The organism is Staphylococcus epidermidis (assembly GCF_006742205.1).
Taxonomy (GTDB): domain Bacteria; phylum Bacillota; class Bacilli; order Staphylococcales; family Staphylococcaceae; genus Staphylococcus; species Staphylococcus epidermidis.
Window position 1 is genome coordinate 194,765 of record NZ_AP019721.1, and the last position, 13,590, is coordinate 208,354.

At 32.4% G+C, this 13,590-nt stretch carries 7 protein-coding genes; 6 read left to right on the forward strand and 1 reads right to left on the reverse strand.

Features of this window, described 5'->3' with window-relative positions; genetic code table 11:
* Position 1 precedes the first annotated feature (1 nt).
* A complete protein-coding gene (gene dhaM / locus FNL83_RS00995; protein ID WP_001830585.1) occupies positions 2 to 376 on the forward strand; it encodes a dihydroxyacetone kinase phosphoryl donor subunit DhaM in 375 nt (124 codons plus the stop codon).
* A 79-nt stretch (positions 377 to 455) separates the two neighbouring features.
* On the opposite strand, the gene FNL83_RS01000 is transcribed toward dhaM, so the two are convergent.
* Positions 456 to 1,904: an MFS transporter gene (locus FNL83_RS01000; protein ID WP_002456315.1), complete on the reverse strand. Its 1,449-nt coding sequence runs from the start codon at positions 1,902 to 1,904 to the stop codon at positions 456 to 458.
* Between the two features lie 331 nt (positions 1,905 to 2,235).
* Here FNL83_RS01000 and FNL83_RS01005 point away from each other — a divergent pair, with 331 nt between their 5' ends.
* The 5 genes from FNL83_RS01005 to ausA all read left to right on the forward strand — a co-directional run bounded on the left by FNL83_RS01005 (position 2,236) and on the right by ausA (position 13,587).
* Positions 2,236 to 2,484 (forward strand): hypothetical protein, encoded by a 249-nt coding sequence (locus tag FNL83_RS01005; protein ID WP_002456767.1) that lies wholly within the window; start codon positions 2,236 to 2,238, stop codon positions 2,482 to 2,484.
* A gap of 560 nt (positions 2,485 to 3,044) precedes the next feature.
* Positions 3,045 to 4,463, forward strand: a complete 1,419-nt coding sequence (locus FNL83_RS01010) for an MDR family MFS transporter (RefSeq protein ID WP_002456317.1) — start codon at positions 3,045 to 3,047, stop codon at positions 4,461 to 4,463.
* Between the two features lie 39 nt (positions 4,464 to 4,502).
* Positions 4,503 to 4,709 (forward strand): hypothetical protein, encoded by a 207-nt coding sequence (locus FNL83_RS01015; RefSeq protein WP_002456765.1) that lies wholly within the window; start codon positions 4,503 to 4,505, stop codon positions 4,707 to 4,709.
* Positions 4,710 to 4,984: 275 nt separating this feature from the next.
* A complete protein-coding gene (locus FNL83_RS01020) occupies positions 4,985 to 6,226 on the forward strand; it encodes an MFS transporter (protein ID WP_001830478.1) in 1,242 nt (413 codons plus the stop codon).
* 197 nt (positions 6,227 to 6,423) lie between these two features.
* Complete coding sequence (ausA, locus tag FNL83_RS01025; RefSeq protein ID WP_001830461.1) at positions 6,424 to 13,587, forward strand: aureusimine non-ribosomal peptide synthetase AusA; 7,164 nt, start codon at positions 6,424 to 6,426, stop codon at positions 13,585 to 13,587.
* Positions 13,588 to 13,590 lie beyond the last annotated feature (3 nt).

Here is a 13,590-nt window from a genome sequence, read left to right on the forward strand (position 1 = left end):
CATGACATCTATAGTAGTAGTAAGTCATAGTCATAAAATCGCAGAAGGTGTTAAACAATTAATCAATCAAATGACTGACGGTGGTGTTGACCTTATTGCCGTTGGTGGCTTAAGTGACGATGAAATCGGTACATCATTTGATCAAATCGTCTCTGTAATTAATGGACTTGAAAATGATGCGCTTTGTTTCTATGACATCGGTTCAGCAGGTATGAATTTAGACACAGCTTTAGAAATGTACGAAGGTGACCACAAAATTGTTAAAATGGAAGCGCCAATCGTTGAAGGAAGCTTTATTGCAAGTGTAGGAATTAAATCAAATATGAGTATGGATAGTGTTATCTCTGAAGTAAGAGCTAAATATCCTGAAGAATAATACTAAATCTTTATATATAGAGCTAGGCACATTACAATGTATCACTTGTAATGTGCCTAGCTTTTGATTTAACATCTTTTTATGATTCCCGAGGTGGTGTAATACGTCTACCTTTACCTAAAATCATTTGTATAATTGAAGAAACGAACATGACCATATTGAAAATAATCATTAATAAGAATATTTGATGATCAGCATCAATCGCAACATCTTGCAACTTTTTAAGGTAAATCATTTTATCAGTAATGTTTTCAGCATATATAGACTGTGTTCCTTTTTGGATATGATTCTTAATCGTATAAGCTATAATCGGTATCAACATAGCAGCAGAGAAATTTCTTATTGTATGCATGGTTTGAGAACGTTGTGCTGCTTCTTTTAAATCTCCGTCCAATAATGTAGCCATCGAGCCACTAACTAAGGTCATGCTTGCACCGAAGCCGAGCAGAAGACCTTGAATATAAAGTAATGGAATGTTAATCGTATTTCCCAGAATAATCCAATGGATGCTTACATATAGTAAGGCTGACGATCCCAATGTACCTAAAAAACCTGCACCGACAGAGCTATAAAAGAACATTTTTAAGATACCCGTTATAATGACTCCAACAAAGAAAAAGAAATAGAAATGTAATGAAATATCAAAAGGCAACTTTAATATTCTTACGATATAGACATTGATACCAGCAATGCCTGTTAATAAAGTTAAATGTGATGAAATTGCCATTGTTGCACCGACGAAAGGCTTTTTACTGAATAGTGTATGAAAGTGAACAATGGGATGTGTAGCTTGCCGATTTGTAATGATAAAATTTACAATAAAAAATATTGCAATTAAGAGTATCGGCCACACCCATAATGAATGGTAGCCTTTTTGAGTAAGAAGTGACATAGGAATCATTAAAGAAATGGTACTTAATACTAAAGTAATCATCATTGATCGACTAATATGAATATCTGATGTTTGATGATATTCATTTTTTCTTAATATGACGTTGCCTAGAATTAAGCATAATATCGCGGAGATGATATTTACTACAAAAATCCAATGCCAACGATCTAATTCTAATGATAAACTACCAGATAATCCTCCAAGCGCATTTGAACCAAATAAACCTACAATAACCATCAATAAAAATACATTTCTATATTGTTTTGGAAAGTTCAAGAAAAGTTTAGGTAACAAGGTAAAGAATAATACACCTGAACTGAAACTTTGAATCATTTTAGCAATAGACAGAATGATTAAGTTAAAAGATAGAAGTCCTAAGATTGAACCAATGAGAAATATAAACACAAAGCATAAGTAATTACGCTTGAATCCATATTTATGTGTGAGTGTATGCCCCAACGGTATACCTAAAGCAAAAGTGAAATTAGCTAATACAGAGGGGATAATCAGATATTGAGAGCCAATACCAAAGGATGTTTGAAGGATACCTTGATTTAAACTATAGGCTAAATTTGAAAAAAATTGAGAGCCTACACCAAAAATTGTAATAAACACGAGGACAGTGATTTCTAACATCTTGCCTCGTTTTGAAGACCAAAAATCCATCATTTATTCATCTCACATCTTTAAATTTTTGTTGATAAAAAAAGCAACTTAATCATTATAACGCTAATGGTAAGGTGGGTAAATAAACTGATATGATGATATTAAAAATGAAAAAGAAAATCTTAATATATTTTATTTTTAAAAAGATAATGTAATTATTTATACTGTTAAAGATATGAAAATGGCATGGTATTTCATTAAAAATATAATAACTAAACTTTGGAATCAATGACCAATAACCATAAATACGTTATCCTTACATAGAAGGTTATTAATGAATTCGAATGGAGGATAATACGTTATGATGGATTTTTTACATTACATACTGCCAGTCATTATATACGCTGTTTTGCTTGCTATTCATTACTTTTTATCGCGTACGGGAAATAAAATATTAGGCCTTATTGTGCCTGTTGGTGTGATTGCAAGTCTTGTATATATGTATCAAGCCGATATTATACGTATGAAAATGATTGGCGTTATTATTATAGGTATTGTGGCTCTATTATTCTTGGCAGAGGAGTGGCAGAGAGCACAAAAGGATAAATAAAGGAAGTTAGTAATCCCTCAAGATGATTATGGCATAACAGTCGTTGAGAAATTTTCAGGTTTTATATCATATAAATAAAGTTGAACATCATAAATAACAACGTGAGGATTAAGTTTAACGAAAAGCGTTTTGTTATTAAATAGTGTTGTGTAAATGATGACGCTAGTAAGTTTGGACTTGAAAAGGCATGTAGATAAATCAACTAGTGATATATGATAAATATCCGAGACATCATCAAATGTCTCGGTATTTTTATGTATTCACATATGAGGATAGAACTAAAATGTGATTATAACAAGATTTAACTCATTCTATTGAAATGTGTAGTTCATCCTATTCGATACGAATTTTATTTTACTTCTGTTAATTTTTAATCATTTTATACAGTTAAGTACTTATATAAGACTTCTAGGATATATTTCACAATGTAGTAATAATTCTTGTTAATGTTCAAGTAAGACTACCATTCATGTTATACTCACCAACTTGTTTCTGTAATAGTCTTCCACACAATCTTAAGTTTGGTGTCTGCAACTTCATTTTGAAAGGAGTACCATTCTATGTCTAACATTTCGATGACGACTTCTAAACGTAATGCTATCGTTACGGTAATGCTCATTAGTGCTTTTGTGTCTATGCTCAATCAAACTATTTTAAACACTGCACTACCAGCAATCATCAAAGGACTGAACATCACAGAAACAACAGCACAATGGTTAATTACCGGATTTATGCTTGTTAACGGTATAATGATTCCACTCACTGCCTTTTTAATGGATAAATATTCGACACGCCATTTATATATTTTCTCAATGGCTATTTTTCTTATAGGATCTATTGTAGCGGCATTTTCACCTACGTTTACAATTTTAATGATATCTCGTATTATCCAAGCGATTGGTGCCGGCATCCTTTTACCATTGATGCAGTTTACAGTATTTACACTGTTTCCTGCTGAACAACGTGGGTTTGCGATGGGATTGGCAGGGGTGGTTGTACAAAGTGCGCCTGCAATTGGACCAACGTTAACTGGATTATTCGTAGATTTATTTAGTTGGAGAATGCCTTTTTATCTTGTTTCAGCAATTGCTGCGGTAGCTTTTATTTTAGGTTTCTTCTTCGTAGAAAATAATACAAAAACAAAAGACATTGTTCTTGATAAAATTTCTGTAGTTTATTCTACTTTCGGCTTTGGTTTAATATTATTCGCATTTAGTAGCGTGAGTACGTTTGGTATCACCTCTCTACCTGTCATTGTGACATTTGTACTCGGTATAGCCATTATCATAATTTTTACAACGCGTCAGCTTAAATTAAAACATCCATTGTTAAATATGCGTGTGTTTAAAAATAAAGTGTTCACACTTTCAGCTGTTTCTTCAATGCTTGTATATATTACGATGGTAAGTCCTGCGTTACTCATACCTATCTACATTCAAACAGGTTTAGGTCAATCAGCATTACTATCAGGTGTTGTTGTACTTCCAGGCGCGGTCATTAATGGATTAACGATGGTTTATACAGGGAAAATTTTTGATAAGCATGGTATTAAAGTGCTTGTGATACCTGGTTTTATCTTACTCATTAGTATGACATTCTTATATTCATTCCTTACTACAGGAACGCCATATTGGTTTGTTATTCTTGTTTACACTATAAGAATGATTGCGTTAGGATTATTAGTTATGCCTCTTAATACAGTTGGACTGAATGCACTTGAGTCAGATGATGTCTCACATGGTACAGCAATTATGAATTCCTTACGCATCATTGCAGGTGCTATGGGTACAGCGGTTAGTGTGACGATTCTATCAATAGTGGCAAAACAGTATACAGCTTCACACTCGACAATGTCAAAAATGAAACTAACACAAGAAGCAACTGTACATGGTATAGATGTTGCATTTATTTTTACTACAGTATTAATCATTATTGGATTTATTTTAGCGTTATTCATAAAAGAAGAAAAAAATCATTAATTATTCAAAAAAACTGTATAAGAGAGACCGAATTATGGGATGAACCTGGGACACAAATCGATGTTCCAGGTTTTTTATAATGTAAAAACAGTGATGAACTTCTGGGCATTAACAGAGTGTATTTCAATAGACAAAGCAATTTGGCTATCGACTATCAAAGAGTGGCACAATGAAGGCATTATGAATATATGTCTTATACTTCAGCTTTTTAGTAGAAAATCAAATGGACTAATGGTGGTTAAATAAAAAATGAATTCCATCATAATTTCTAAATTCAAGCCTCTCCATCCAGCACTTAAATAAACTGATGAAATATTTTTATTTAAAATGAAATCGATTATCGAGAAATTGAAAGAACTTTTTAATCAATTCATTTAATATGAAACTTGCATTTAAATATAAAAAAGATTATATATAGTATGTGATGCAAAATTGAATTGCGTTTAATTTATATGAGGTTAATCACTTTCTTTAAAGGTTTAAAAAGTATTATATGTTTTAACAGAGAAAGAAGGATGAATGTGAAGCAATTAAGTACAACTTTAAAAGTCCGATTAATATGCGATTTTTTTCAAAATATTATAGTCACGGCATTTTTACCATTTATTGCGTTGTATTTAACAGATATGGTCAATCAACATTTTTCAGGGCTTTTTTTATTTGGGCTTGTAATGATAAATTTTCCAATTTCTTTGATTTCAGGTCATATTATTGAACGTTTACCTAAAAAGACGTTAACACTTAGTTATCAATTTATATTAAGTTTAATGCTCGTAATTATGGCGATTTCAATATCACAACATACTTTTAAGATCATTTTATTTTGTATCGCTTACGCAATATTTAGTATCACAATAGGCATGCAGCAACCTATAATGGACACGATTATTATGGATGCGATTACGCCTGAAGTTGAGCAATATATTTATAAGATAAGTTATTGGCTGACGAATATTGCTGTAGCCTTTGGTGCGCTCATAGGTGGATTGATGTATGGGGCACATAAATCTATGTTGTTTTTCATCGCTTTTGTCATTTACATTATGGTTTTTATAGCACTTATCGTATGGTTGCCTAAAGATTTAAATATTGTTACTCAGTCGCACACACATCATGCTAATGAGAAACAATTCTCCATGGGTCAAATATTAAAAAGTTATAAACCAGCATTTAAAGATACAACATATCTACTTCTAATTATAGGATTTAGTATTTTAACAATGGGTGAGTTATCTGCATCATCGTACATTTCAGTGCGTTTAAAACAAGAGTTTGATCCGATGATATTGTTTTCGTTACATATCAATGGCGTTAAAATGTATTCACTTCTATTAATGACGAATACAATCATTGTTATAATTTTTACCTATTTTATTTCAAAAATTGTTATGAGAATGAATGTTAAAACAGCATTATTGATTGGAATTATTTTTTATGTCATTGGATATTCGAACCTCACTTATCTTAATGATTTTACGTTACTTATCATATTTATGATTATAGCGACGATAGGTGAAATGGTATATTCTCCAATTCTTGAAGAAAATCGTTTTAAAATGGTTCCTTCTCATAAAAGAGGGACATATTCAGCAGTGCATGCTTTAGGATTTAACCTAGCTGAATTACTTGCAAGATTTGGAATTATATTAGGAGTGTTTTTAACTTCAATGGAGATGGGGATCTATATGTTTGTTTTATTATTGCTAGGTGGCATGTCACTTTACATTGCAGTGAGTCGTTTTAATAATACAAATTCACAATAATTTTTTAAATTAGAAATGTACAATTCATACCAAATTGCTCGTAATTTTAATAAAACTATATTTATTAAGATTTTGTTAATTTTTATTTTCCTAATTGTTTTCTATAGTGAGAATATACTAATATAAATCATGGCTAGAAAATATGATGTAAGTTGTTTATGAGTTATTATGGGAATGAATATGAAAGAAGGACTCTAATGAATATTGAAGCACTATATTTTCAAAAATATTTTTATTTTAAACATTTAAATCAATCAAGTTCAGAACACAGTGTGACATACTGGGTAAAGTTAAGTCGCGACATTGAGTTACATAGATTAATGTATGCATTAGTAGATGTCGTTCAAAATCAACCTGTGTTGCGTACACAGTTTGTGACAGATGATTTTAATCAACTCAAGATAAATTTAAGAGATTTTTTTCCATTTATTGAAATTAAAGAAGTTAATGAAATGTCGCAAAGCATAGATTTAGAAGCATTCTTTACACGTAATTTAAATTCCTACCATTTCAATCAATTACCTCTGTTTAATTTTAAGATATATCAATTTCTAGATGACGCCTACTTACTTTTAGATTTCCATGCTACTATTTTTAATGAAAGTCAATTAACTCCATTTTTACAACAATTAAATATCGCCTATACCCACTCTTTAAAAAGTGAATATAGTATCTCGGATTTTTATAATTGGATTAAAGAAATGAATCAAAAGATGGATCAAAATCAAGTTGTGTGTCCATCAAAGCACTTCAACGTATTGAATGCAGACGGTGATAATTACGCTTACATACCTGTTAAGAATACATGTGAAAAGAAAAAAATGTGTTCTTTGCATGCAGAACTACCATCTTTAGACATTGATGTGTGGATTGTAAGTATTTACTTAGCGCATCATTTTATAAGTCAATCTTCTGATGTGACGTTAGGCATCCATTTTTCGATAGATAATAAAAATACTGAGAATATGATGGTTTTAAACACAGACATTGCCCCACTTAATTTAAGTATTAGTCAAAGTGACGTCGTAAAAGATATGGTAGATGAGTGTTCCGCGCTACTTGAAGAGCTTCAAATGTGTGGTGCGTCTTTTGTTGTTCAACCTAAAGCAGTACAAACAGATGTAGAAACGATGATTCATATTGAAAAAGTACAAGAACAATTTGAGCTTAATCATATATGTCATCATATACATCGTCTATACAATGAAGCATCATCATTCGCGGATTTAGAGTTTTATCCTCATGTGCAGGATGGTTTTGATATAGTTTATAATGACAACGTTTATGATGATTTAACTGTACATACGTTAGTCAAATTAATTAATGGGATTTATATGCAAATTACACAAAATCCATCATTATTAATTAAAGATATAAAACTCAGTGATCGCTCAGATTTAGCTAAATATAATGACATCAATAATCAAAACAATGACATTAATTATAGTGAGGTCACTTATAAAACCGTGGTTGAAAGATTCGAACGTCAAGTGCACCAACATCCCGATAGTATTGCGTTGCAATATGAACAACGATCGATGACATATCATCAATTAAATCAATGTGCGAATCTTTTAGCATATAGATTGCGTTTAAATCATCAGATTGAACCTAATGATATGGTGGCATTAATAGCAGAACGCAGCTTAGAAATGATTATTGGAATGTTAGGGATCTTGAAAGCTGGTGCAGGCTACATACCAATTGATCCGGATTATCCTGAAGAAAGAATGAATTATATTATTGAGGACGCAAAACCTAAAGCGGTTGTAACATATCGTACATCATTTCAATCAGGTTTACCTCAAATGGATATAGAATTGATAGTTGATTCAAGAGAACATGATATTGATAACCCGAGAGGCATTAATTGTTCAGAAGATATCGCTTATGTCATCTATACATCAGGAACGACTGGTAAACCTAAAGGGACACTGGTGCCACATAGAGGAATTGATCGCTTAGTACACAATCCAAATTATGTCGAATTGAACGAAAATACAACCGTCTTATTATCAGGAACAGTAGCTTTTGATGCAGCAACCTTTGAAATATATGGTCCATTATTGAATGGTGGACGGTTAGTCATTACATCTAAAGATACGTTGTTAAATCCTCAATTGTTAGATCAAGCTATTACTGAAAATAAAGTCAACACGATGTGGTTAACGTCATCTTTATTTAATCAAATTGCTAGCGAACGTATCGAAGCACTAGAATCTTTAACTTATTTGCTTATTGGTGGGGAAGTGTTAAATGCTAAATGGGTTCACTTATTAAATTCGCGTGAGTGTCATCCTCAAATAATCAATGGTTATGGACCGACAGAGAATACAACATTTACTACAACTTTTGCGATTCCACAAGAGATGCCTTCACGTATACCTATTGGTTTACCTATTAGTGGAACGACAGTTTATGTCATGCAAGGTAATCGTATTTGTGGCGTAGGTGTTCCAGGTGAATTGTGCATTGGTGGTGCAGGTTTAGCAAAAGGTTATTTAAATCAACCTAAACTTACTGCTGAACGTTTTATTCAGTCACCTTTTAACAATGAAATGCTTTATCGAAGCGGTGATTTAGTTCGTCTTCAAGAAGATGGCTATATTGATTATATTAGTCGTATCGATAAGCAAGTTAAAATACGCGGTTTTAGAATAGAATTATCAGAAATTGAAAAAGCATTAGAAGCTATACGTGATATTAATAAAGCTGTAGTCATCGTTCGAGAGCAAGACCAAGATAAACAAATAGTGGCATATTATGAAGCATCGCAATTAAAATCAACAGGTCAATTAAAAGATATTTTAAGTGAAACATTACCTGAATATATGGTACCTGTGCATTTTATGAAGGTGGATCGTATACCTATCACGATGAATGGGAAATTAGATGTGCGTTCATTACCTGAAATTAATCTAAAGAATAATAGAAATTATGTAGAACCACGTAATGATATTGAACGTACCGTTTGCCGTATTTTCGAAGAGATTTTACATGTTGATCAGGTAGGTGTTAAAGATAATTTCTTTGAACTAGGTGGACACTCTCTTAGAGCAACATTAGTTGTAAACCGTATCGAAGAAAGGTTAAAAAAACGTCTTAAAGTAGGTGATTTAATGAAATCGCCTACTGTAGAGCAACTTGGACAACAAATTGAAGAACTGCAAAATGATGTCTATGAAGTGATTCCCAAAGCAAATGAATCGTATCAATATGATTTAAGTGCGTCTCAAAAAAGTATGTATCTTTTATGGAAGGTCAATCCTAAAGACACAGTGTATAACATTCCATTCTTATGGAGATTATCTTCTGAACTTAATGTTATGCAATTGCAACGTGCATTATCTAAGTTGATTGAACGTCATGAAATATTACGAACACAATATGTAATTGATGACAATGAAGTTAAACAACGTATTGCGACACATGTTTCACCTGATTTTGAAGAGGTAACGACATCTCTAACGAATGAGCAAGATATTATTCAATCATTTATGGAACCGTTTGATTTAGAACAACCAAGTCAGATGCGAGTTAAATATATACATGGACCACAACAAGATTATTTATTTATGGATACTCATCATAGTATTAATGATGGTATGAGTAACACGATTTTACTATCTGATTTGAACGCTTTATACCAAGATAAATCATTACCTGAACTTAAGCTTCAGTATAAAGATTATAGTGAGTGGATGGTGCACAGAGACTTATCTAAACAACGTCACTTTTGGTTACAACAATTTGAAAATCAGGTTCCAATATTAAATATGCCTACGGATTATCCTAGACCAAGTATTAAAACAACCAACGGTAATATGTTGACATTTCATTACAATCGTCAAATCAAACAGCAATTGAAATCTTATGTAGAACAACATCAAGTGACAGACTTTATGTTCTTTGCTAGTGCAATCATGGTATTATTGCACAAATATACACGTCAGGACGATATCGCTATTGGTAGTGTAATCAGTGCGCGTACCCATCGCGATACTGAAAATATGTTAGGTATGTTTGCTAATACACTTGTATATCGTGGTCGACCTCATGATCAAAAGACATGGGATCAATTGATGGCTGAGATGAAAGAAATGTGTCTAGGGGCATATGAACATCAAGAATATCCTTTTGAAAGCTTAGTCAATGATCTTGTTGATGAAAGAGATGCTTCACATAATCCGTTATTTGATGTGATGCTCGTACTTCAAAATAATGAAACAAATCATGCGAATTTTGGACATAGTCAATTGACACATATTCCACCTCAGTCAACAACAGCTAAATTTGATTTGTCATTTATTATTGAAGAAGATCAAGATGACTATGTCATCAATATTGAATATAATACAGATTTATATAAACAAGAGACCATTCATCATATTGCTGAACAACTTCAAATGATTATTAAACATGTAATATCTACCGAAAACCTAAAAATTCAAGATATTGATGAAAATGATGACTTATTAATTTGGTTGGACAAGCATGTGAATGATTGTTCTTTAGACTTGCCAAAAAATAAGTCAATACAGCAACTTTTACATGATGTCATGAAAGCGAAAGCAGATGATGTAGCACTTAAAATGAATGGACAATCGATGACGTATCAAGAACTTGATGATTATTCTAATAGTATGGCTCAAACATTGATACAAAATGGAATTCAAAAAGGGGAACGTGTAGCCCTTTTAACTGAACGAAGTTTTGAAATGGTTGCTAGTATGATTGCTGTATTAAAAGTTGGAGGTTCTTATGTACCTATTGACGTCACTTATCCCAATAAACGCATTGAATTTATTATTGAAGACGCTGAAGTCGCAGCAGTGCTCACATATGGAAAAACAATATCCTCACATATACCAGTAATTAAAATTGAAGATATTGATAACACTGAAAATAATAAAAGGTTAAATATAGAATATGCAGGGAATTTGGAAGATGATATGTATCATATTTATACATCTGGAACAACAGGAAAGCCTAAAGCAGTATCAGTGAAACAACGTAATATATTAAATTTAGTATGTGCTTGGACAAAAAGACTCAATTTATCCGATGATGAAGTTTATCTGCAGTACGCTAATTATGTGTTCGATGCTTCAGCAACTGATTTCTACTGTAGTTTATTAAATGGATATCCGCTTGTCATTGCAACATCAGTTGAGCGGACCAATACAGATTTATTAGAAAAGTTAATTTCACAAGAAAATATCACCATCGCATCTATTCCACTACAGGTATATAATGTGATGCATCATTTCTATATTCCTAAAGTGATTACAGGAGGTGCGACAAGTACTCCAGCATTTGTTCAACATATTTCTAAGCATTGTGATATGTACGTTAATGCCTATGGGCCTTCTGAAAATACAGTTATCACATCTTGTTGGATATACGAAAAAGGTGACGCCATACCATCGACTATTCCGATTGGGAAACCGTTAGCTAATGTTGATATTTTTATTATGTCAGGCGGTAAACTATGTGGCGTTGGTATTCCAGGTGAATTATGTATTGCAGGAGAAAGTTTAACTTCAGGATATTTAAACAGACCCGAACTTTCTGCTGAAAAATTTATAAATAATCCTTTTGGGCCAGGACAACTTTATCGAAGTGGTGATTTAGCACGATTGATGCCAGATGGGCAAATTGAATTTCTTGGTAGAATAGACAAGCAAGTTAAAGTACATGGCTATCGCATTGAACTAGGTGAAATTGAAAATATCATTAATTCAGTAGATACTGTTACAGATAGCGTTGTTATTTTAGCTAAACAGGGTGAGCGTGAAGTGCTGCATGCTTATTATGTTGGAAGTCAAGAAGACGAAAATCATATTTCACAACATTTAAATCAATATTTGCCTAAATACATGATTCCTAAGACATTAACAGCTATTAGCGAAATTCCATTAACAGGAAATGATAAGGTGGATGAGTCAAGATTACCTGTACCTAATGTACACAAAAATAAATTTGTTGCACCACGTAATAATATCGAACGAGAAATAGCACAAATCGTTAGCGGAGTGTTGGACGTATCGTCTATGAGTATAGATGATGACTTCTTTGAAATGGGTGGTACATCACTAGATGCTATGGTGGTAGTATCAAAACTAAAATCAAATGGCATACACATTACAATGCAAGATGTATATCAATTTAAAACTGTTCGTTATATAGCTAATCACACAGAAAAACGCCAAGCACTACCAGAAGTAGTATTACCAGATCATCTACCACAATTACAATCTTTGGTTGAAAGACGATACCAACTAAAATCACAACACCTAACGCAATCATCTCTAGGTCATGTATTGCTAACTGGTGCAACAGGGTTCCTAGGCGCATATTTAATTGATGAAATGCAAGATGATGCTGATCAAATTACATGTATTGTCAGAGGTCATGATATCAATCAAGCTAAAACTAACTTGGAAAATAATTTAAATTGTTATTTTGATACGGCTCATGTGGATAAATTAATGAAGCACATTGATATTATTTTAGCGGATTTATCAGAACTTGACCATCTCATTATCGATTCAGCCATTGATACAATTATTCATGCTGGAGCTCGTACAGATCACTTTGGCGATGATGAAACATTTTTCGATGTCAATGTAAGAAGTACACAAGCATTAATTGATTTAGCTAAGGATAAAAAAGCGAAATTAATCTATATATCAACGATAAGTGTGGGTACGGTATTTGAAGTACATCAAGACGATATTACATTTTCTGAAAAAGATTTATATAAAGGCCAGTTATTTACATCACCATACACTAAAAGTAAGTTTTATAGCGAGATTAAAGTGTTAGAAGCGGTTAATGAAGGTTTAGCAGCTCAGATTATAAGATTAGGAAATCTGACAAGTGCTTCTACTGGACCATTAAATATGAAAAATTTAACAACTAATCGTTTTAGTATTGTCATGCATGATTTATTAAAAATGCCGTTTATAGGAGAAAGTATATCGAAAGCTAAAGTTGAATTTTCATTTATCGATGTCACAGCGCGCCATATTATTAAATTGGCAAGATCCAATGCAATACCTATTATTTATCATGTATACGCACCATGTTCGATAACTATGAAACAAGTAATTGACAATGCCAAAGGGTCAGAAATGACTGTAGTAAGTGATAGTGAGTTTGAACAGAAATTACATGAATTAGGTATGCATGAATTGATTGGTCTTAATAGTAATGGAGATAATCAAATTTCAGGTGTGACAGATTCAAATATGACTCAAACAGTAATGAAAGAATTACAAGGTGAGTGGCCACATCTTTCTTACCAATGGTTGCAGCAGTGGTACCATTTATTGTTTGAAAAATTTGATGCCAACTAGAGG

What these genes read in the sequence shown, in the direction of transcription:
- dhaM (WP_001830585.1), top strand. Translation starts at nt 2, where the DNA reads ATGACATCTATAGTAGTAGTAAGTCATAGTCATAAAATCGCAGAAGGT.
- FNL83_RS01000 (WP_002456315.1), bottom strand. Translation starts at nt 1,904, where the DNA reads ATGTTAGAAATCACTGTCCTCGTGTTTATTACAATTTTTGGTGTAGGC.
- FNL83_RS01005 (WP_002456767.1), top strand. Translation starts at nt 2,236, where the DNA reads ATGATGGATTTTTTACATTACATACTGCCAGTCATTATATACGCTGTT.
- FNL83_RS01010 (WP_002456317.1), top strand. Translation starts at nt 3,045, where the DNA reads ATGTCTAACATTTCGATGACGACTTCTAAACGTAATGCTATCGTTACG.
- FNL83_RS01015 (WP_002456765.1), top strand. Translation starts at nt 4,503, where the DNA reads ATGAACCTGGGACACAAATCGATGTTCCAGGTTTTTTATAATGTAAAA.
- ausA (WP_001830461.1), top strand. Translation starts at nt 6,424, where the DNA reads ATGAATATTGAAGCACTATATTTTCAAAAATATTTTTATTTTAAACAT.